This is a genomic window from Bradyrhizobium sp. BR13661, from assembly GCF_029892425.1.
Taxonomy (GTDB): Bacteria; Pseudomonadota; Alphaproteobacteria; order Rhizobiales; family Xanthobacteraceae; genus Bradyrhizobium.
Genome location: NZ_JARXWB010000020.1, coordinates 116591 through 138282 on the forward strand (window position 1 = coordinate 116591; position 21692 = coordinate 138282).

Below are 21692 nucleotides of genomic sequence, written 5' to 3' on the forward strand. Positions count from 1 at the left end.
TCGTACGTCTTTGGCGCTCTACTCCGCGTCCAATGAGAATCTTAATGGCGAGACTTCCCCTGATCGTGCCTCAGATGTTCGGCGTGATGCTGGTGACTTTCGTCCTCGTTCGCTTGCTGCCGGGCGATCCGGCGCTCCTTATGCTGGGAAATACGGCGACTCCGGAAAGCATCGCAGCCTTGCGCGAGAGGCTCGGGCTCAATCATAGCATCTGGGAGCAGTTTCTTCGCTACGCCTGGAACGTCTTGCACGGCGATCTAGGGATATCTCTCTTTACCTCGAATCCAGTGGCTGTCGATCTTCTCGAACGCGCGCCGGCGACGCTCGAGCTAATCATTTACGCGATGATCCTCACCGTCATTGTCGGTGTCACGGTTGCAGTCGTCTCGGTCGTCCGGCAGGGCGGCATCGTCGATCATCTCAGCCGGGTTTATGGTCTTGCGGCCGGTGCGATTCCCGACTTCTGGGTCGGACTGCTTCTAATCTATTTTCTCTTTTATCTTGGCGGGATCGCGCCAGCTCCTTTCGGTCGCCTTGACGCCTTCGTCCAACCCCCCAGCCATATCACCGGTTTCTACACTATTGATGGCTTCCTAACAGGTAACTTCGGCGCTGTGGCATCCGCCTTCGGACGCCTTGCGCTTCCGGTTCTTACTTTGACTATCGTGAATGCCGGCGCTCTGATGAAGATGACCAAGACGACGTTTGCCGACGTGTATCGAAGTGACTTTATCAAGCATCAACGCGCCAGCGGTCTTCACGAAACAACGATAACCAAGAGCGCGCTTCGCAACAGCTTGCCGCCTGTTATTACCATGGTGGGCTTTCTGTTCGGCTTCCTGCTCGGCGCGGCTGTTCTCGTCGAAACCATTTTCGCCTGGGGAGGGCTCGGCCAGTACGCTGTCCAAGCCGTCATCAACAGTGACTACCCGGCACTGCAAGGTTTCGTGCTGGTCGCCGCGGGATTCATCCTCATCGTCTACCTCGTGGTAGACATTCTGTATGAACTTGCCGACCCCCGTATCAAGGTCTGAAGGAAAGCGCCATGAAGAACGTGATGACTCAGATCCTGAAACGACCGGCTGCTTTGGTGGGGCTCGCTTTGCTGCTGCTCCAGATTCTCATGATCGTATTGGCTCCAGCCTTGACTTCCTATTCGCCGGTCGATGCCGATCCTCTCGCTTCGTTGCAGCCGCCCTCGAGCGAGCATTGGCTCGGTACTGACGTTTCGGGGATGGATATCTATTCGCGCATCATATTCGCGACGCGGATCAATCTGCTGATTAGCATTTCCGCCGTCGCGGTCGCACTGGTGATCGGAGTTCCGATCGGATTGCTAATCGGCTATTACCGAGGCTTCGTTAGCTCGTTAGCAATGCGCGTGTTCGATTTCGTCCAATCATTTCCTGTGTTCGTGCTGGGGATGGCGTTGGTATCAGTCCTGGGGCAGGAAATCTGGAATGTCGCGATTGCCCTTGCGGTCTTGTTTGTGCCGATGTTTGCTCGGTTGATCCGGGCAGAAACATTGTCCTTACGTGAGCGACCGTTCGTTAGCGCTGCGCGATGCAGTGGAGCAACCGACCTTTCGATCATGTTTCGACATATTCTACCGAACGCCTTTGGTCCGGCGATCGTTCAAATATCCATCAGCATCGGCATGGCCATTCTACTGACGGCAGGCCTTTCATTCGTGGGCGCGGGCGTTCGAATGCCGACGCCCGAGTGGGGGCTGATGGTTTCCGGCGGTGCGCAGCAAATGATCCTCGGCATATGGTGGGTATCACTCTTCCCGGGACTAGCAATCGTCGTCGCGGTCCTGTGTTTCGCGCTTTTGGGCGATGCCACCCGAGACATCATGGACCCCCATAGCCGGACGCGCCAATCATGAAATCCGCTTCTTCTCACCTTCTTGACGTTAAGGGCCTCACGGTCGTCTCCGATGAAAAAGTCGTCCTGTCGGACGTTAGCTTCACCATAGGCCGCGACGAGGTGCTCGGCATAGTTGGTGAAACCGGCGCCGGAAAGTCGGTGCTTGCTCGTGCCTTGATCAAGTTGCTACCTGACGGCCTCCGGGCAATGGCGGGTGAGATCCACATCAACGGCGCATCGATCTCGGACTTTTCGAAAGAAGACGACCGCAGACTTCGCGGTGGAAACATTGCGCTGATTGGCACCAACGCCAAGGCTCTGCTGGATCCCGTCCAGACTGTCGGCATGCAGGTCGCCAAGGTGCTTCAGGCGCACCGCGGCGGAAGCAGCGATGACGCATGGCGTGCTGCGATCGACTTGTTCACAAAGGTCGGGATTGTAGACCCTGAACGCCGCGCGAAGGCTTATCCGCACGAGTTGTCGGGTGGCATGGCCCAACGGGTCATCATTGCCATGGCCCTTATCGCTCAGCCCCAAGTGGTCCTGGCCGATGACGCGACGCTTGGGCTTGATGCGACCATCCAGGTGCAGGTGCTCGATCTGCTCATAGCACGCTGTCGTGAGCTCGGCCTGGGCGTAGTGTTAATTACACATGATCTCGGTATCGTCGCGCACTACTGCGATCGTGTGGCGATTATGCGCGGGGGGAAAATCGTTGAGCTTCGGCCTGTCGGAGAATTTCTGGAGCGCCCAGAGACCGATTATGGTCGTGATCTTATTGCAGCCGCGAAGATCCGCCCGACGCCAATGATCGAGGCAGAACGCCAGGGCGCCCAATCGGAATCGCCGTCGGGCGCGCTGCTTCAGGTTACTAACCTCAAGAAATACTTCCCGTTGAGTGATGGGCAAGTGGTCAAGGCCGTGGACGATGTGACGTTCTCCATCGGAAAAGGGCAGACGCTAGCGTTGGTTGGTGAGAGCGGCTCCGGCAAGACGACGATGGGGCAATGCCTCGTTCGTCTTTTGGACGTCGATTCCGGAGCCGTCTTGTTTGATGGCCAATCGGTGACGAACCTCGAAGAGCGCCGGTTTCGACCTCTGCGCAGGCGAATCCAAATGGTGTTTCAGGAGCCATACGTTGCACTGAACCCGCGTTGGCGTGTTGAGGAACTCATCGCCGAGCCGCTAAGGCTGGATCTCACTATGGATTCCGGTGCTCGATCGAGGCGCGTGAAGGAATTACTTGACATGGTCCATCTGCCCGCGCGGGCGGCTCAGCTCTTTCCTCATGAAATAACAGCCGGCGAGCAGAAGAGGGTAGGCATCGCTCGCGCACTCGCGACAAACCCGGATTTTGTGATTTTTGATGAGCCGACCACGGCGTTGGATATCCGCGTTCGCGCGCAGATTATCGATCTCGTTCGTGAGCTTCAGCAGCGTATGGGTTTGTCCGCCCTTTTCATTACACACGATCTGAATTCGGTGAGATCGCTCGCTCATGACGTGGCCGTCATGCGCTACGGAAAAATCGTCGAGCATGGGCCAACCGAGCAAGTCTTTAACTCGCCGGCGCACGACTACACCAGGATGCTGCTTTCCGCCGAACTTCCGATCGAGCAAAGCGAAAAGCAAAGATCGCGCGAAGAGAGCAAGCGTGAAGGATTGAGGAGAGTGAAATGAGTGACGGAAGCATTATCGTCACCGGCGCCAATGGACTGATAGGTAATGCCGTAAGGAGCTTACTGGAGGCGTCTGGGCGCTCGGTGGTGGCTTTGGACAGGGTCTCGCGAACTGACGAGGGTAAGGAGCTCATCGACTGCGACGTGACGGACGTCCATCGCTTGCACGCCATAGCAAGACGGCAGCCTATTGCCGGTATTGTTCACTGTGGTGCGTTCTCTGGACCTATGGTCGCGCGCGACAATCCTATCGCCATGGTACAGGTCAACATTGTTGGCACTGCCAATGTCTTAGAGATCGCGCGGGTCCACGGAGTGCGGCGATTTGTCTTCTGCTCGTCGACAAGCGCCTTCGGCACGACCGATGCCAGCAGCCCGATTCCCGAAGACGTGGCGCTGTTTCCCGGGAGCGTGTATGGAGCGAGCAAAGTCGCCGGCGAACAGTTGGTTTCAACGTTCTCTCAGCAGTATGGATTGGATGGCGTAAGTCTGCGGCTGTCTTGGGTCTTTGGTCCTCGCCGAACTACGGATTGCGTCATCCGAACCATGATCGAGGATGCCCTGGCGAGAAGGCCGACGCGCATGCCGTTCGGCCGGGATTTTCCACGGCAGTATATTCATGTCGATGACGCCGCTCGGGCGCTCGTCGCGGCGCTCGATAGGCCGTCTCTGCCGCGATCGGTCTATACGATCACAGGCGGCACACATCTCACGTTGGGACAGATTGCGGATGTTGTTCGCAAGTTGCTTCCACATGCGGATATCGAGCTCGGGCCAGGCGCGGATCCGGTGGACGAAGTGCAGGGTCGATTCGACATATCTGCTGCAGCTCGCGATCTCGGCTTTCAGCCTAGGTTCACCTTCGAACAAGGGGTCGCGCAATACGCAGAATGGCTAAGAGGACGGATGCAATGAGCAAGGTCGAAACGAAGAATGCATTCAGCCTTGCGGGCCGCAAAGCGCTCGTCACAGGTGGAAGCCGCGGCATTGGTGGCGCGATCGTCGACATCTTTTGCGAGTATGGCGCGGAAGTGGCGCTCTGCCACTATAATGATGAGCAGAATGCAAGGTTGCGGGTTGAGAAGCTTCGAGCGCAGGGCCGCGTCGTGCACTCCATGGAGTGCGATGTGTCCGACGAAGCAAACGTGGACCAATTGGCGACGTGGGCGAAGAAAGAACTGGGCCAGGTTGACATTGTCGTCAACTGCGCGGGAATTGGTGGTGACAAGCCTTTTTCATCGATCACAGTCGCAGATTGGGACCGCATGCTTGGGGTGCATTTAAAGGGCACGTTCCTCGTCACTCGACAGTTCTTCGACGCTATGCTCGGCCGTAAATACGGCCGTATTATTAATTTTTCGTCCCAGCTTGCCTACAAGGGGGCACCGGGGCTCGCTCATTATTGTGCCGCCAAGGCCGGAATTGTCGGCTTTACACGCGCTCTGTCCTATGAAGGTGCGCCTCACGGTGTGATGGTCAATGCAATTGCGCCAGGTCCTGTCGAGACCGACTTGCTCATGGGTTTGAGCGATGATTGGCGCGCCATGAAGATGGCCCAGTTGCCGATCCGTAGGTTTGGCAAGGTGGAGGAAATTGCGCCCACTGCATTGATGCTGGCTTCGGATGCTGGTGCGTTTTACGCCGGGCAAAATCTCTCACCCAACGGCGGAGACGTGATGCTCTAGGCTGGCACAGAACCGCAACATCAATCCGACAACAAGAGAGAAAAAGCAGATGAGCGAGTATGATTTGATCATTCGCGGAGGCACGGTGGTGACAGCCGCCGACACCGTCAAGGCGGACGTAGGCATTAGATCGGGGCGGATCGCCGCTGTTGCGGAAAAAGTCGAGGGTGGCAAGAAGGTCATCGACGCGTCCGGCATGTTGGTGATGCCGGGTGGTATCGATAGCCATGTTCATCTTTCGCAACCTGCGTTCGGCGGCCCAGCGATGGCCGATGACTTTGAAAGCGGCACGCGGTCGGCGATTGCCGGCGGAAACACGACCGTGATTCCGTTCGCACTACAGCCACGCGGTGCGTCGCTGCGCACGAGTGTTACTGACTATCACAAGGAGGCCGAAGGCAAGTGTTATGCGGATTACGGCTTCCATCTGATTATTTCGGATCCCTCGTCCAGCGTGCTGGGGCAGGAGCTGCCTGCGCTAGTGAATGACGGGTACACCTCCTTCAAGGTCTTCATGACGTATGACGATCTCGTCCTGAGCGACCGGCAATTGCTGGAGGTATTCGATTGCGCTCGTGGCTGCGGTGCGCTCGTCATGGTCCACTGCGAGGGCTACGATGCAATTCGCTTCATGACAGATCGCCTTGAGCAAGCCGGTAAGACGGCGCCCTACTACCATGCGGTGTCCCGTCCGGAGTCGGTCGAACGGGAAGCTACGCATCGCGCCATCAGTCACGCTGAGCTGACGGACGTGCCAATCATGATCGTCCATGTATCGGGACGCGAGCCCATGGAGCAGATTCGTTGGGCCCAGCAGAAGGGTTTGAAGATCTACGGAGAGACATGCCCGCAATACATCGCGCTTACAGCGGACGATCTTAAAGGTCTAAATATGGACGAGACCGGCGGCAAATACGTCTGTTCGCCGCCGCCGCGTGATCGAGCGAGCTGGGATGCCATTTGGGAGGGGATCAGGACTGGGGTCTTCCAGACGTTCTCGTCGGACCATTGCCCGTTCACCTACGGCAGTGTTATGGGCAAGCTTAATCCCAAGGCGCGCACCTCGTTCAGGTGGGTACCGAATGGCATTCCAGGCGTCGAGACGCGGATGCAAATCCTCTTCTCTAAGGGCGTTACGGAAGGCCGGATCACTCTGAACGAGTTCGTTGCGCTGACTTCGACAAATCACGCAAAGATGTATGGGCTCTATCCCAAGAAGGGCTCGATTGCACCCGGCTTTGACGCCGACATCGTAATCTGGGACCCCAACCGGAAGGAGACGATCCGGCAGGAGCTAATGCACCATGGCGCGGACTACACGCCGTATGAAGGCCAAGCAGTGACAGGCTGGCCGATCATGACAATCTTGCGCGGCAAAGTCATGATGGAGGAAGGAAAGATCACGGGGATTCCCGGGGATGGAGGTTTCCTCAAACGTAGTCTCTCGCCTTTCGCTGCAAAACGAGCGGTCGAGGCATAAGCATCAATTGAGACGGTGCGCTTGAAGAGGCGTCATCGCCAGTAGGTTCCGCTGGCAGACCGGTTGTCTGCCTTCTCCCCTGACTTGGCCGTCACAAGCTGTGACGGCCGCCTTTCCGACGCAAAATACCGGAGCGTGAAGCCAACCAGCCGTTACTCGTGTGCACCGTCGCTGATCGCACTTAAGGCGCGTTGCGCCTCACACCCGGATCGCCTTAGACCTCGTTGATTGCGCCGAAAGGTGGTGCATATCTTGCGTCCTGCTGTCGAGCGTTGACACTTCGTCAACGAGCGCTCGCGACAATCGCAATACCGAGCTCCTACGCTCGTTTGGTCTCGTACTTCGCCGGCTGCCGGGACTAGTAATCCTGTCACGCTCCGCCAGCATCAATAGGTGAGGGCATAGCGAACTGTTTCGCTTCCGAGCAGCGCTGAAATCGATTAACCGGGCGTCGCGGTAGAGTGCGCTCGCGCGCTACAATACCCTCGCATTTTTTAAGCAGTCGACGATTGGCCACCGAACAGACAATAGTCAGCGATTTCGACAAGATCGTTGCCAGGGAGGATTTCTAGCCCACACGCGGCGGTTTAAGGGTACATCCAAATTGTATCCAAAAATTGGATACAATGTGCGCATAATTGGATGCACGATTGTTTAATTAAAATACGTCCTAATCTTGGCACCAAAGGGCGCTGACTGAAGCGCTGCTCAAGAATGGAGCCAACAGTGGAGACCGGAGTGAAGAAGCCGAAGCATCAAGAACGGATGCCGAAGCGTGCGGCATTGCCGACGCTGCGATTTCGCGCGAAAATTATTGTTGGCTTTGGGGTCGTACTCGCCATCTCCGTCGTCAGCCTTGGGGTGGCTTATCTCGGCTTTGAGAGTGTCGCGGACGGAGTTGCCTCCTATCGCAATAGCGTCTCCGAGTCAGACTTCGCGCGAGACATCGATCGTGAGTTGATCTCCTACCGTTCCGCGGCGAGATATTTCGTGTCGACTGGCAAGGATGACGATGCCAAGGCGGCTTTGGATGCGGAGTCCGGCCTGAAGACCGTCATTGATCGGTCTCTTAAGGACGCGGCTCCAGCTCGACGGCAGGGCCTCGAACGGCTTGCCGCAGACTTTGTGAGCTTTGCTTCAACATTCGCAAAAGTCCTGGAAGTAAAGCAAGAAAACGCAGCGATCGTTCGAACGGAGTTGTTGCCGAACGCCAATCTTATAAAGTCCAAGCTGAACGTACTCGGTGGGACTGATAACGAGTTGCGGGCGAGCGACTACCAGTTCCAGACTGTCACCGCGGCTGCGAGCAACTTCATCGTTACATTCGATCAAACACTCGCCAATGGGGCCCTAACTCGTCTGAGAGTCATCGAAGAGTCGCTCGATGCGAGTGTTCCTACTGACAAGAAGTACGGCGTAGTCCTAAACGACGCAAAAGCATCGATGATCTCCTACCGCGTCGCGCTTGAGAAGCTAGTGTTGAATGTGCAATTCGTCGATCAATTCGTTGCCGAGATGAATCGTTCGGCCGACGAGATTGTTCGGGGAGCAGCGGACTTCAAGGCCAGCCTCTTAGCGGAGCAACAACGGCTTGACGTAGAATCTCGAGAGACCATTGGCCGGACGAAGCATCTGATCTTGTTGTTTGCGACGGGCGGTGTATTGCTGGGCGGCATTTTTTCGTTTTTGCTGGGAACGGGAATCTCGCGTCCTATGATTTCCATGTGCCGCGCTATGCGGGAGTTGGCATCTGGAAATTTCGACGTCGTCTTGCCAGGACTTGGACGCAGAGACGAATTGGGCGAAATGGCCGATGCTGTCGAGCAATTCAAAATCCAGGCGATCGCCAAGGCCGAACGCGATGCTGCGCTGAGCGAAGCGCAAAATTCGGAGCAAACGGCCTCTCGCCGCGCCGAGTTGATCCGTTTTGCCGACAGTTTCGAAGCCACTGTTGGTTCCATCGTATCCAACGTCTCGACGTCCGCCGGTCAACTCGAATGCGCCGCGGACACACTAACCCGAACGGCGGAGACGACACAGAATTTGTCGAGCCAGGTCGCCGGCGTCTCTGAGCAGGCCTCCTCCAACATGCAGTCGGTCGCGACTGCGACGGAACAGCTTTCGGCGTCTGTTGAAGAGATCGGTCGGCAAGTCAGGGACTCGAGTCGCATCGCGCAAGGTGCTGTTGTTCAAGCCAAGGAAACTGATGGCCGTATAGGCAAACTCTCCCGCGCAGCCCAGCAGATCGGGGAGGTGGTAAAGCTGATCACTGCGATTGCGGAGCAAACTAATCTCCTGGCGCTCAACGCGACGATCGAAGCGGCTCGCGCCGGTGAAGCTGGGCGCGGTTTTGCCGTGGTGGCAAGCGAGGTAAAATCACTCGCGAGCCAGACGGCGAAAGCGACCGACGAAATATCGGCTCATATTGCAGGCATGCAGGGAGCGACCGCGGAGTCAGTCGTGGCGATCAAGGAGATTGGTGCGACGATCGGGCAGATATCGACCATTGCCGCTTCCATTGAGAGCGCGGTCGAGCAACAGGGCTCTGCCACGCAAGAGATTGCGCGTAACGTCCAAAATGTTACGCAGGGCACGCAGGCTGCAGCGATGGACATGGGACAAGTCAACCGTGGAGCAGCTGAGACCGGCACCGCCTCCGAGAAAGTGCTAAATTCAGCCAAGACGTTGTCTGCGGAGAGTGCCAGGCTCAGCGCGGAACTGGAACGATTCATGGCCAATATTCGCGCGGCATAGTCGATTTCCCTCTTTCGTGCCCTCAAGGATCGGCTGCTGACTAGGTGGTTGCGTAAGTGGCCATCTTTTTGGCCTAGCTAAGCAAGCTCAAAATGGCGGGAAGCGAGACATCACCTCGGCCTCAAACGAGCGTTCGTCGCGATTGGCCTGTGACGAATTATGATCGGTCGATTGAGCCGTCTGCTCGCTGACCGTCATGGCTGCGAGAATAAGGCCGCACTCGAGGAGTATAATTCCTGGAACTCCAATCACGTAGGGTGTCGGATAATCGACTGGCACGCCGAAATGAGCAGTCGCAAAAAGGAAGAAAACGAACCATGGCAACGCCGGTACGAGAGCGGTCTTTCGCAAGGAGAACGCGAACCCTGCTGATTGAACATTGGTATTGAAGGGCGCCGGGGCTGACGCGGGGATCAAGCTGACAAGATTTGTGGCTCCCACTGCTGCGAATAGCGCTATCGTGGTGACCGCTCCGAAATTTTCCGTTACCTCGATCGCGGCCGCTTGGCTCAACAACAGCCCGAGAAGCAGCAAGGATTGCGCGGCTGCGGGCTTCGTGCCGTCGTTCTGCAACCGACCGAATATGAGCCCGCAAAGAAGGGCGATGATCAGATAAAATCCGGTTTGTGAATTGACCGAACTGCTGAAGAATCTTTTGATTGCCACGGCATTGATCCATCCGATGTTCGCACTTAGCACAAGCGAAACTGAGCAAACCAAGATCCGCGTCAAGAGGAAAGGCACCGTTCGCTGGGGGCACAATCCTGGTTGATCTGGATTAAGCATTTTCCGATCCGGTCGGTGACGCAACGAGGTTATGGAATCCTATAATCTCGTAGGCGTAGGTCAAGCGCGGGCGGAGCCAAGTTCAAGGTTAGAATTCGGGCTCAGTCGATGATCAACGCTTGGCAAGGCGGAGAAGTTGCAATCTGCCGGGAAGTTAAGGAACTTGCCTTTAGGGACAGGCCTTTGCTGCCAGGACGGATCTAGAATTTTGCGCTGCGGCGAACGAGCCAACATATGCAGATTGCCCCGGTCACCGGGAAGATTTCCAAGAAGACGAACGCGCTAGGGTATGACGCTGTGAGACGTACCACGGCCGCACAGCTCAATGGACCCAGCACATAGCCAATGAAGATGAAAAACGTGGCCGCGGAGGTACTCGGACCTACGTTGCCACGCGGTGAAGATTTTGCAATTTCAGACATCAGAACGCCGTTCCAGCCTGCGGCAAAACCCGGCGAAAATGCTGATGCCGAAAATAGCGCTCCAGCCCCACTCAAGTCGCATTGATCCAATCGTGGCCATCGCTGCGCTGCTCGCGATCCCAAGCGCGGCAAGGACCATAAGAGGCGAGCTAATTCGATCGGCAAGCCAGCCTGTCGCGATCCGCGCGAGAGCACCTGCCAGCTGCATGGCTGCAAACGCCATCCCTGCCTCAGGCAAGTTGACGCCAACCGACGTCACCAGATAGGTCACATACAGCGCGAATAGGCTGCCTTGCACGACCGCAAAGGCGAACCCGCAATATGCAAGAAAGCGAAGCTCGGGTGCGCCCCGAATTGCACTGAAGGGTGCGACCAACATCCTTGGGGACAGAAACGAGCGCAGGCTCGCTATATGGGGTCTGGATGACTCCGCATCGAGCTGCGTTCGATAGGGCTCGACCAAGAATGCGGCGGCACCACCGAGACAGGCTGCGATAGCCAATGTTGCTGGCCAACCGAAATGGTCGGCAAGTGAGGGCAAGAGAAAGCCGGCGAGCGCGGAACCGATTGGAGCCCCAGATTGCTTGATCGAGAAAATCAGTCCGCGATGTGCGTCGGGCGCGGTATTCATCAGAATCTGATTTCCGGCTGGCGGCGCCGGGCCGTAGCCGAGTCCGATTAGCAGCGCTGCCAAGAGGGTTGCTGGCCAAAATCCCAGGAGGGCGAGAAGCAGCCCGCAAGATGATAGCAAGACCCCGATCTGCAGCAGGCGAATGGGCCCGATTTCGGCGAGTAGATGGCTTCCAGCCATTAGGAACCATACAGTGCCGAATGCAACGACCCCTGCGAGCACTCCGACTTGTTCGGGTGAGACATGCGCCGCCGCCGTCAAGCTTGGGGCCAGTACGCTCATCGCCTGAGAGAGAAACGAGACTGCAATTTGGATCAGCAAAGTCGTCGCCAGGGCCACCGGCCAGGCCGAGCGAGTGCTTGGCTTCATTGCGTCCGTTCCATCCTGCGAGGATTCATATGTGACCGATCGGTATGGGTTGGGAGCGTGATAGTGTAATCGCTGGCGCCGAGGTCACGGGATCCGTCACTTTCAGCCCCAGTCGAACGTGTGAGCAACAAAGACGTTACTCGCCAAGCCTAGCAGTATTGACTTTAGCCCACCAAAAATAAGCTCTTGGCCTAAGAGATGTCGTACGGAAGGACGTCTCGCCGGTCACGATGAACGGTTAGCTTGCTCTTGAGCGGTGGCACCGCGCGCTGTGGGCAGTTACCCCGTTCGCAAATCCTGCAGGAAATGCCAATGGGGTCGTAGGCGGTTTTGCTTTCCAGATCGAGTCCGTCGCCGTAGACGAAGTCTTGTGCGTAAGAAACTTCGCAACCGATCGCGATGGCATAGTGAGGCTGGGGCGTCCCAAAACCGCCATGCCCCTTCGCCAGCTCTGTTGATATGCAAAGAAATCGAACGCCATCGGGCGTTTGAGCAAGCTGGCGAATAATTCGGCCAGGTGCCTCGAACGCTTGGTGCACGTTCCAGAGAGGACACGCTGCCCCGTAACGCGCAAACTGGAGTTTTGCCGCACTGTGGCGCTTGGTGATGTTGCCGGCGCGATCCACGCGGGCAAAGAATACCGGTACTCCCTTTGATCCCGGACGTTGAAGCGTTGATAGCCGATGTGCGACCTGCTCAAGACTTGCTCCAAAGCGGGGCGCTATCAGAGCAAGATCGTGGCGAAGCTCCTTCGCAGTCTTGAGGAAACTCTGGTAGGGAAGGATTGTGGCTCCGGCAAAGTAATTTCGAAGTCCCGCTTTGCAGACTTCGTGCGCGTCGGCCGTTCGAAAGTCAGCGCGCTTGGCGATCGCTTCGATCCGCTCCTCCTGTTCGAGTGTCGCCACTTGAAACGCCATTTGAAAGCTTCGAGTTGCGGCAGGCAAATACGGGTTGAGATAGAGGCTTCGAGAAGTTGCATCGAACCGCCTAATCGTGTCCTCGCCGGGCTCGGTTTTGTGGAGCCGTAGGCCATGTCTGGATTCGAGGTATTTGGCGAGCACGACGCTGGCGTCGCTGTTGGGCATATCCAATTTTTCGGCAAGGCTTTCGCCAGCAAGATCGAGGTCGTGAATATAGTTATCCACGAACTGGAAGAAATCGCGAACCTCCTCGTAGGCTGTCGGCTCGGGGGACAAGCGGTTGATGTGACCATCCAGGCTTGCGAGCTGTTCGCTGTTGCGACGGTAAGCTTGATGGCAGCTCAGTAGTGCCTGGGCAAAGACTGGCGCGTTCTGGATGACGAGCTTCAGCTCCTGCATGCTTGGCAATTGCGCGCCAAAGACAGGATCCGCGAGAGCTTCGGTCAACATCGAGATGAGCCGGTCGCTATCGTTCGTTGAGATCGAGGCAAAGTCGATTCCAAAGCGCTCGGCGAGCGAGACAAGAACGGTGGCGGAAACCGGACGTTGGTTGTTCTCGATCTGATTTAGATAGCTTGTCGATATGTCGATCCGTTCCGCGAAGCTGGCTTGGGAAAGCTTCGCCGTTTGCCGGATCTCCCGGATCTTCCGCCCGATGTATAGCTTTCCTGCTGACATATTTGCAATTTCGCCTACGCAAATCTACTGGCAACTCCATCCGGCGCGCAAGGTCAAGGGGGGCTTGGCTCCGGCGCTGCATGGCGGCGCTTTCATCAACCGACAATCCTGGAAGTTTCAGGGGTGGTTGCAGGGCTACAATGGCGGCCCCCTACGCCAGCCCACGCAACGTATTCACGATCCGCAGATGTATGCCTTGCGCAAGGGATTGATCGACGCTGGATTGGAACCGAGCATGGATCCGTTCCGCGAGTTCTTCGTCGGCCGCCACCCGATCTGACCGGAAACGCCGAGTCTTGCTGTAGGAAGAAGCCTCATGGGGGTGGTCACCGGCCACAGCCGGGAAGGCGCGGCATGCATCGCCATCGACGATCGTCGAAAGCCGAGCGATGTAGGTCGCGACGATGCGCGCTTCGCCCTTGTCTGGACGACCTCGACCGTCCCCGCCGACAACAACGACGAGGCGGATGGGGCGACCCGCGAAGTCGGCATTGCCCTGCAGGGGGGATCGGTAATCCGGATCGGCGATCTTGCGCCTGGTTGCGCCTCGACGATGCACCGGTCGAATTCCATCGACTACGGGATCACTGGGAAGCGGCCCGAGAGATTTTCTGGGAACTCCGCCTTGGTCTTTGCTTCGTGCGCTGTCATTCGTACCAAGCCTTCTGCCACTGCAAATAGGTTCTTGATGCGATGGCCCATCTCGCGAGAGATCATTTCCTGTTTGGCGAGCGAGGTCTGCACATCGCGTTAAGTGTGTATCATGCGTAGCGCCATGCCTGCGAAGGCGGCGAGCTCGGTCATGACACGCGCATGGTCCGCGTAAAAATGTCCAGCTTTTCAGCCACAATCCAAAGCGTGCCGATGGATACACCGCTTCCATCACAAGGCTCATCGGAAGCCAGCTCGAATCCTTGCGGCAGCCCGCTGGAGCCATGGCCGGAGGAAGTTTGTCTACTTGGCAAACCAGGGAGAGGCGCCGATCGCCAGCGAGGCTGTACGTCGCATTGACATGCTCTTCGAGATCGAGCGCAGCATCAACGGAAAACGCCCGAGGTGCGGCTTGGCGTCCGTCGTGAACGATCGCGGCCGCTCGTTGCCGAACTCGAAATCTGGATGCGCCAATAGCGAGCGCTGCTCCACCAACAACGATACCGCCAAGACGATCAATTACGGCCTTAACCGCTGGACACCGTTCACCCGCTTCCTCACCGACGATCACGTCGGCTTGTCAAACAACGCAGCCGAACGCGCCTTGCGTGGCATCGCAATCGGACGAAAGAATTGGACCTTCGCGGGTTCCGACACCGGCAGTGATCGAGCTGCCGCCATCTATACGTGGATCGAGACCTGCAAGATGAATGATGTCAATCCGCAAGCCTGGCTGACCGTACTGGCGCGGCTTCCTGATCATCCCGCCAGCCAAGTCGCCGAGCTGCTTCCGTGGACTTGGAAAGCCGCTCAACAATCCACGACTGCCGCCGCAGCCTAAACGATCCCAAGCGGCGTCGCCAACGGTCTTCGCCAGACACGTACACAACAGGGCGCCGCCACACAAGGGATTGCGCGCAAGAGGCAAAGGTTAAAGGGCACTCACGCCATGGCTGACGACATCGGCCAGGTCAACCGAGGGGCCGCCGAGACCGGCGCCGCTTCAGAAGAGGTCTTGAATTCTGCGAAAACTTACGCAACTTCACGCCGTGAGAGCAATTTATGGCCAATATCCGCGCGGCCTATTAGGCAACTCCATTATCTCGTTTCGGCGCGCCATCGCAGGCCGGCCCTCCCAAATCAGCCGGAAGTTAGGCACAATAAGAGGATGGGCAACGCCCTCTACCCCTGTTGGGAATTCAAATCCGGACATCATCTACGGCGCGGCTCAAGCCACGGCGTACGCTACGCAAATCGTCGATGATGGTGCGACGAAGCCATTGATTTCGCGGATCTCGATGCATACTGCGGTGCCAATGCATCTTGGTTGCGATCTTGGGTAAAGCGAAAGTCGTTTTTGCGACGCGAATGTTATTGGCCTGCATGATAGCCTGAGGCAAGCCGATAGAAACGTTATCAGGCAGGCCGAGAGGAACGATCGCAAGCAAATCCGTGTTCGCTACGATCATGGGAATGCTCAAGAAATGCTCGGTACGAAGCGTTACATGCCGTTCGATACGCTTCGCCTTAAGATACTGTTCAAAAACCTCGTGGCTGCGGCTTCGCGATTGTGGGACCGCATGTCCGTACTTCTTGAATTCATCGAGGGTTACGGTGTCGCTCTTGATGGGGTGCCCCCTCCGCATAATGCAGGCAAACGTATATGTGTCGATGACCGTTTGGTAGAATTCAGTACTCTTGAAGTCAGGAAAGTACCCGATCGCAAGATCGACGGTGGCATCTTCCATCGACTTGGCTAGATCGCTCGGCGACGAGGAGACAGATCGCAGGGTTGCGTGAGGAACGTTGCGTGCAAACGAGTGAAGCAACGCGGCAAGATACGTTGCTTCGCCGACGTCAGACATGGCCACGCAAAACTCTCCGCGGTAGTCCGCCGGTGCGAACGTCGGGGCAGCGGCAATCTTCTTATCGATAGTACTAAGGACAGACCTGATAGGGTCGACCACGTTGCGCAAACGTGCGGTCGCTTCCATGCCACCGGCAGTACGAACGAAAAGCGGATCGTTCAGCGCCTTCCTCGCGCGAGCGAGCGCCGTGCTGACACCTGGTTGGCTCATCTTTAGCCGCGCTGCCGCTTGGCCAACATGGCCCGTTTCGTAGACCGCGAGGAGCACGGGCAGCAGGTTCAGATTTAGCGTCATTGCATTATCTCAAATTCCGATAAATTAACTCAAGCCTATTGCATTGAGCAATTTTTGCAAAGTTCTAAAGTTTTGTGACGAACGATAATTCATTCGCCCCAGAGAGGAAATTGCCGTGTCTAATGAGGCGCTTGGTAGGTCTATGAGCGGCGGAGCCTATGGAAGGCCGCCGGCACAATACGACCCGCTGCTGATCGACGTAGCTCAAGGTACTCCAACCGGCGAATACCTAAGGCGATACTGGCACCCGATCGCGGGATCCAATGAAGTGACGACAAATCCGCAAAAGGTCCGAGTGCTGGGCGAGGACCTAATTCTTTTCCGCGACAAGGGCGGACGGGTAGGTCTCCTTTACGAGCGCTGCATGCATCGCGGGACTAGCCTATACTACGGAAGGGTGGAGGATTGCGGAATCCGCTGCTGCTACCATGGATGGCTTTTCGACACGGCCGGAAATTGCCTCGAGCAACCATGCGAGCCGGAAAATGGTCGCAATCGCGAAGTGGCCCGCCAGCCGTGGTATCCACTCGAAGAGCGTTATGGATTGGTCTTCGCATACATGGGCCCGCTCGATCGTAAGCCCGTGTTACCCCGATATGACAACCTCGAAGATCTCGCCTCCGACGAATTCATTGAGACCGAGACCACGGGATTCGGCGGATACGTCGCGCCCGTCGCCGAACCTGCGGTGCCGTACCATTGGCTCCAAGCTTGGGAAAACGTTATCGATCCGTTCCACGTTCAGGTCTTGCACACTGCATTCAGCGGAACGCAGTTCAAGGCCGAATTCCTTCAGATGCCAAAGGTCGAGTGGACCGCGATTGACGGTGGCGTAATCTACAATGCTTATCGATCACTTCCCGACGGTCGGCTTCTCGACCGCTGCAACTACGCCATTCTACCGAACATTGCCGCCACACCCAAGACGGACCTGACGCCGGGGCGCTCGCAGGTGATCACCTGGCACGTTCCGATCGACGACAAGACCATGCGTGTCATTTCGGCGGCTCGCGTTCGTCAGAAGGGCTATTTCACCGAATACACACAGCATAACGGAAAGCTCTGGACTGAGCTGACCGAGGAAGAGCGCCAACGGTATCCCGGCGACTTCGAAGCGCAATTTGGTCAGGGTCGGATCAACCTGCACTCCGATGAGCATCTCGTGAACAGCGATCGCGGAATTGCGCTGCTTCGTCGCATGATGAAACAACAGATCAAGATCGTCCGAGAAGGCGGAGATCCAGTCAATGTTGCATTCGCGGAGAAGGATGCGACGATCAAGATCGTGTCGGGAAACTTCTTCAGCGCGAGCGCAGCGGAATGACGGCTCTCGCCGCTAGCAAGGAGAAAGCCAGAACCGCGGCAACCGAAGGGCTGATCGAGGTTCGGCTTGCTTCGATTAGCTATCTAGCGGACCAGGTCACCTTACTTGAGTTCCAGCCGCTGGATGGTCAGTGTCTTCCCGACTACGCTTCAGGTGCCCATCTTGACTTGCACCTGCCGAACGGAATGACACGTCAATACTCCCTGGCGACGCCATTCTCCGGGGAATCCTATGTTATTGGCGTCAAGCGCGATCCGGCGAGTCGCGGTGGTTCAACGTTCATCCACGACCACCTCCGCGTCGGACACCAACTCTCGATCAGCTCGCCTCGCAATCACTTTCCGCTACATTCCGGTCGGGAACACGCGGTGCTGTTTGCCGGCGGAATTGGTATCACGCCGATTTGGTGCATGATTTCCGAACTGGAAACGGCGGGACGATCCTGGGAGTTGCACTACGCTGTGCGGGAGCGCCGAGATGTGGCCTTTGCACGGAAGCTTGCCGCGGCTGGTCTCAGAGCTAGGATCTATCTGTCGGGCGACGGTCCGCCAGTACTCGATATGAGCAGCGTCATTGACGTGGCTCCGCCCGGAAGCCACTTCTATTGTTGTGGGCCTGAGCCGATGCTCGTCGCATTCAAGTCCGCCTGTTCTGGAATTCCCGTCGCCAATGTCCACTTCGAGCACTTTTCGGCGACAGTCGTAGCGTCGCAGGATACCGGCTTCAAAATCATTGCCAAACGTACCGGCAAGGAAGTGATCGTGCCACCAGGAGGGACGATCCTCGAAGCGCTGAATGCTGCTGGCGTCGAGACGGCGTCCTCATGCAAGCAGGGGGTCTGCGGCGCCTGCGAGACCGTTGTCATCGATGGGACACCGGACCATCGCGATGTGATCCTCTCGGACGCAGAGAAAGCGTCGAACAAAACCATGATGATTTGCTGTTCCGGCGCGAAGTCGCCGTCCCTTGTCCTTGACATTTGACGAACGGGAGGCCGCATGTCGAAACATCTAGCCACAGTTTGCATCGCACTGACGGTCGCAGCGGTACCAGCCGCAGTCTCGGCCGATGTAATCAAGATCGGCGTCATCGGTGCGATGAGCGGCCCCTTTGGACAGTTCGGCACCAACTGGGCCGAGGCCATCAAGGCTTACCAGGCCGTTCACGGAAAGACGGTCAAGGGGCACGATGTCGAGGTCATTCTTCGTGACGTGCCTGACATCAATCCTGCCGCCGCAAAGGCCACGGCGCAAGAGCTGATCATCAAAGAGAAAGTGCAGTATCTGGCGGGCTTCGATTTCACACCAAACGCGATTGCCATTGGTCAGCTTGCTCAAGAAGCCAAAATTCCGGCCATCGTGTTCAATGCCCCCACGTCGGCTGTACTGGACAAATCAGAGTATCTTGTTCGGACTTCCTATACGCTTCCTCAGGTGGCCGTCCCGGTCGCGCAGTACGCCGCCGAAAGCAATATCAAACGCGTAGTGACGATAGTCGCGGACTACGCGCCGGGTCTCGATGCTGAAGCCGCGTTCTCCCAAAAGTTCATCGCGGGCGGTGGCGAGATCCTTTCGAAGGTCCGTGTTCCCATCAAAGCGACGGACTTCAGTCCCTTCCTGCAAGCCGCTAAGGAACTGCGACCGGATGCAATCTTCATCTGGTTTCCTGGGGGGCCGCCGGCGACGGGCATCATTCGTGCCTACTCAGATAACGGCCTTGCGGCCGCTGGCATCAAGTTGCTCGGCACGGGAGAGACCTACGAAACGGACTTGCAAGAGGTCGGCAATGCCGCGCTGGGCGTTGAGACCGGCATGTTCTATTCGCCGACGCATCCGGGCGAGATTAACGCCGATTTTGTACGAGCCATACGTGAGATTGCGCCAGGTACCACCGTCGGATATCCGCACGTTGCCGCCTTCGACGGCATGCACCTCATCTACACGATGATCGCGGCGACCGATGGGAAGCGCGACGGTGAGAAGGCCATCGCAGCGGTAAAGGGCCTTAAGTGGAATAGCCCGCGCGGTCTGGCGCAGATCGATGCAAAGTCCCGCGATCTACTGCAGAACGTCTACATAAGGAAGGTGGAAAGAGGCCCGGACGGCAAGCTCGTCAATCGCGAATTCAAAACATTCGATCTGCAGCCTGACTATGGGCGTCAGACGAAAGAACCGACCGCGAAATAGAGAGGGCAGGACGAAATGAATCGAAGTATCTCCAAAGTTGCGTTCCGCATCGCCCTCGCCGTTAGCTTGGTGCCCGCATCGGTTTCGGCTGCGACCATCAAGGTCGGAATCATCGCGCTTATGTCCGGACCCTACGGTCAGTACGGGCGGGCTTGGTCTGACGGCGTCAAAGCCTATCAGAAGCTGAATGGCGTCCAAGTTGGGGCAGATACAATCGAAGTCGTCTTTCGCGATTTGCCCGATTCTAATCCAGCCCAGGCTCGTTCTCTCGCTCAGGAACTGATCATCAAGGACAAAGTCCTTTACCTCGGAGGGGTTACATTCTCTCCGGACGCGATCGCCGTTGCGCAAGTCGCCGAAGAGGCGAAAGTGCCGTTCGTCGTGATCGGAGCCGCAAGCTCGGCGATTCTCGACAAATCAGAGTTCGTATTGCGCTCCGGAAACACCGTTGCGCAGCTGACCGTACCCGTCGCGAAGTATGCCGCGGAGAGCAATCTCAAGCGTGTCGTTACGATGGTCGCAGATTATGTCACTGGTGTTGATGCGGAAGCGGCTTTTGCCAAGGGCCTTACCGAGGCCGGCGGTCAGGTAGTCGAGCGCATACGCGTCCCAATGAAGACGGCGGATTTTGGCCCATTCATGCAGACGGCTAAATCCCTTAATCCGCAGGCTGTCTTCGTCTTTTTCCCAGGCGGGCAGCCGGCGATCTCCGCAATAAGGTCTTTCGCAGATAATGGCCTGAAGGCAGACGGAATAAGATTGCTCGGAACGACCGAGACGGCGGAGATCGATTTGCCGTCGATTGGCGATGCGGCTATCGGCATGAAGACTGGGATGTGGTACGCGCCGCAGCGCGGCGGCGATGTCAACGCAGCATTTCTGAAGGCCGTTCGTGAAGCCACGCTAGAATCGGTCGTTAGCTATCCGACCGTTGCGGCGTTCGACGCCATGCACATCGTCTACTCGATGATCAAGGCGACCGGAGATGTGAAGAATGGCGATAAGGCGATGCAGAGCGTGAAAGGTCTTTCTTGGGAGAGCCCACGCGGACCCGTGACGATTGATGCGAAATCGCGCGATCTAATTCAGAATATCTACATTCGCGAAGTCGCGAAGGATGCGACGGGAGCTCTCTACAATCGAGAGATCAAAACCTACGAAGCGCAGCCCGACTACGGCAGGGCGCGGTAGGGCGAGGCCCGATCTCGAAAAGATGTGGCAGAAGAGTTCCTCATGAACACATTCATCAGCATCATCATCGATGGAATATCGTATTCGATGATCCTGTTCATGATCTCGGTCGGCTTGTCGATGACCATGGGTCTCATGCGCTTTGTCAATCTGGCGCACGGGAGCTTCGCGATGGCCGGCGGCTTCATGTCGGCAAGCTTGCCACGTCTTCTTAGGGTTCCTTTTGAATTGGGAGTGGTTACGGCACTAGTTAGTACTGTCAGCCTCGCGTTCGCTATTGAGATTGTCGTTCTCCGTCGGTTCTACGCGCGATCGCATATGGACCAGATGTTGCTCACGATCGGGATAATGTTCGTCGCCATCGCCACGGCAAATGCGATCTTTGGCTCTGCAATCACGACGATTGAATTTCCCAACTATCTTTCTGGAAGCATAGACCTCGGTTTTCGGACGATGCCGCGTAATCGACTGTATGTAATTGCATTGGGCGTCCTCGTTATTACCTTGCTCTGGTTCGCAATTGAGAAATCGCCATTTGGCATCTGGGTTCGGGCCGCGGTCGATAGTCCGGCTACCGCTCAAGCGGTTGGTATCAACACTAATCTGGTATACGGCATTGTCTTCGCGGCAGGCGCAGCTCTGGCCGGGCTAGGTGGTGTTGCCGGCGCTGAAGTCATGCCGATGGAGCCGAGCTACGCGTCGAAATATTTGGTCCCAGCGCTCGCTGTCGTAGCGGTCGGCGGCTACGGCACACTTACCGGGTCGTTCCTGGCGGCTCTTCTACTCGGCGTCGCGGAAACGAGTGCAAAATATCTAGCACCCGATCTTTCATCGATCGTGTTCTACGTCACGATGTTCGTCATTTTGACCGTCAGACCACAGGGATTGCAAGGAAGGGAATAGGG

At 57.0% G+C, this 21692-nt stretch carries 19 protein-coding genes; 15 read left to right on the forward strand and 4 right to left on the reverse strand.

The features are described 5' to 3' along the window. Positions 1-44 precede the first annotated feature (44 nt). The 7 genes from M2427_RS28265 (at position 45) to M2427_RS28295 (ending at position 9467) form a co-directional block, all read left to right on the forward strand. Complete coding sequence (locus M2427_RS28265; RefSeq protein WP_280710149.1) at positions 45-1034, forward strand: ABC transporter permease; 990 nt, start codon at positions 45-47, stop codon at positions 1032-1034. An 11-nt stretch (positions 1035-1045) separates the two neighbouring features. After that, complete coding sequence (locus M2427_RS28270) at positions 1046-1888, forward strand: ABC transporter permease (RefSeq protein ID WP_280710150.1); 843 nt, start codon at positions 1046-1048, stop codon at positions 1886-1888. Beyond that, entirely contained in the window at positions 1885-3549 is a 1665-nt protein-coding gene (locus M2427_RS28275; RefSeq protein WP_280710151.1) for an ABC transporter ATP-binding protein, read from the forward strand. The genes M2427_RS28270 and M2427_RS28275 overlap by 4 nt, the downstream gene beginning before the upstream one ends. Beyond that, a complete protein-coding gene (locus tag M2427_RS28280; RefSeq protein WP_280710152.1) occupies positions 3546-4463 on the forward strand; it encodes an NAD(P)-dependent oxidoreductase in 918 nt (305 codons plus the stop codon). The genes M2427_RS28275 and M2427_RS28280 overlap by 4 nt, the downstream gene beginning before the upstream one ends. After that, positions 4460-5233: a 3-oxoacyl-ACP reductase family protein gene (locus tag M2427_RS28285; protein ID WP_280710153.1), complete on the forward strand. Its 774-nt coding sequence runs from the start codon at positions 4460-4462 to the stop codon at positions 5231-5233. The genes M2427_RS28280 and M2427_RS28285 overlap by 4 nt, the downstream gene beginning before the upstream one ends. Positions 5234-5282: 49 nt before the next feature. Further along, positions 5283-6713 (forward strand): dihydropyrimidinase, encoded by a 1431-nt coding sequence (gene hydA / locus M2427_RS28290; protein ID WP_280710154.1) that lies wholly within the window; start codon positions 5283-5285, stop codon positions 6711-6713. Between the two features lie 765 nt (positions 6714-7478). Beyond that, entirely contained in the window at positions 7479-9467 is a 1989-nt protein-coding gene (locus M2427_RS28295) for a methyl-accepting chemotaxis protein (RefSeq protein ID WP_280710180.1), read from the forward strand. Positions 9468-9554: 87 nt separating this feature from the next. On the opposite strand, the gene M2427_RS28300 is transcribed toward M2427_RS28295, so the two are convergent. The 3 genes from M2427_RS28300 to M2427_RS28310 all read right to left on the reverse strand — a co-directional run bounded on the left by M2427_RS28300 (position 9555) and on the right by M2427_RS28310 (position 13273). Beyond that, a complete protein-coding gene (locus M2427_RS28300; RefSeq protein ID WP_280710155.1) occupies positions 9555-10133 on the reverse strand; it encodes a hypothetical protein in 579 nt (192 codons plus the stop codon). 534 nt (positions 10134-10667) lie between these two features. After that, a complete protein-coding gene (locus M2427_RS28305) occupies positions 10668-11675 on the reverse strand; it encodes an MFS transporter (RefSeq protein WP_280710156.1) in 1008 nt (335 codons plus the stop codon). A 191-nt stretch (positions 11676-11866) separates the two neighbouring features. Next, positions 11867-13273, reverse strand: coding sequence for a helix-turn-helix transcriptional regulator (locus tag M2427_RS28310; RefSeq protein WP_280710158.1), 1407 nt, complete (start codon positions 13271-13273; stop codon positions 11867-11869). Between M2427_RS28310 and M2427_RS28315 the strand changes: the two genes are divergently transcribed. From M2427_RS28315 to M2427_RS28325, 3 genes are all read left to right on the forward strand, one after another. Then, entirely contained in the window at positions 13251-13553 is a 303-nt protein-coding gene (locus M2427_RS28315) for a hypothetical protein (protein WP_280710159.1), read from the forward strand. The genes M2427_RS28310 and M2427_RS28315 overlap by 23 nt on opposite strands. 36 nt (positions 13554-13589) lie before the next feature. Beyond that, positions 13590-14027: a hypothetical protein gene (locus tag M2427_RS28320; RefSeq protein ID WP_280710160.1), complete on the forward strand. Its 438-nt coding sequence runs from the start codon at positions 13590-13592 to the stop codon at positions 14025-14027. 156 nt (positions 14028-14183) lie between these two features. Beyond that, complete coding sequence (locus tag M2427_RS28325; RefSeq protein WP_280710181.1) at positions 14184-14765, forward strand: transposase; 582 nt, start codon at positions 14184-14186, stop codon at positions 14763-14765. 358 nt (positions 14766-15123) lie between these two features. Here the strand turns inward: M2427_RS28325 and M2427_RS28330 are convergent, their stop codons facing one another. Then, a complete protein-coding gene (locus tag M2427_RS28330; RefSeq protein ID WP_280710161.1) occupies positions 15124-16086 on the reverse strand; it encodes a LysR family transcriptional regulator in 963 nt (320 codons plus the stop codon). 115 nt (positions 16087-16201) lie between these two features. Here M2427_RS28330 and M2427_RS28335 point away from each other — a divergent pair, with 115 nt between their 5' ends. Genes M2427_RS28335 through M2427_RS28355 form a run of 5 tightly spaced genes read left to right on the forward strand, consistent with a single transcriptional unit; the run spans position 16202 to position 21690 of the window. Then, on the forward strand, positions 16202-17410 hold the full coding sequence (locus tag M2427_RS28335) for a Rieske 2Fe-2S domain-containing protein (RefSeq protein ID WP_280710162.1): 1209 nt from the start codon (positions 16202-16204) through the stop codon (positions 17408-17410). Next, a complete protein-coding gene (locus tag M2427_RS28340) occupies positions 17407-18393 on the forward strand; it encodes a PDR/VanB family oxidoreductase (RefSeq protein WP_280710163.1) in 987 nt (328 codons plus the stop codon). The genes M2427_RS28335 and M2427_RS28340 overlap by 4 nt, the downstream gene beginning before the upstream one ends. Positions 18394-18408: 15 nt before the next feature. Next, positions 18409-19596 carry an ABC transporter substrate-binding protein gene (locus M2427_RS28345; RefSeq protein ID WP_280710164.1) on the forward strand — a complete coding sequence of 396 codons (1188 nt, stop codon included), beginning with the start codon at positions 18409-18411 and terminating at the stop codon, positions 19594-19596. Positions 19597-19611: 15 nt separating this feature from the next. Then, positions 19612-20787 carry an ABC transporter substrate-binding protein gene (locus M2427_RS28350; RefSeq protein ID WP_280710165.1) on the forward strand — a complete coding sequence of 392 codons (1176 nt, stop codon included), beginning with the start codon at positions 19612-19614 and terminating at the stop codon, positions 20785-20787. 42 nt (positions 20788-20829) lie between these two features. After that, positions 20830-21690 (forward strand): branched-chain amino acid ABC transporter permease, encoded by an 861-nt coding sequence (locus M2427_RS28355; RefSeq protein WP_280710166.1) that lies wholly within the window; start codon positions 20830-20832, stop codon positions 21688-21690. Positions 21691-21692: the final 2 nt, after the last annotated feature.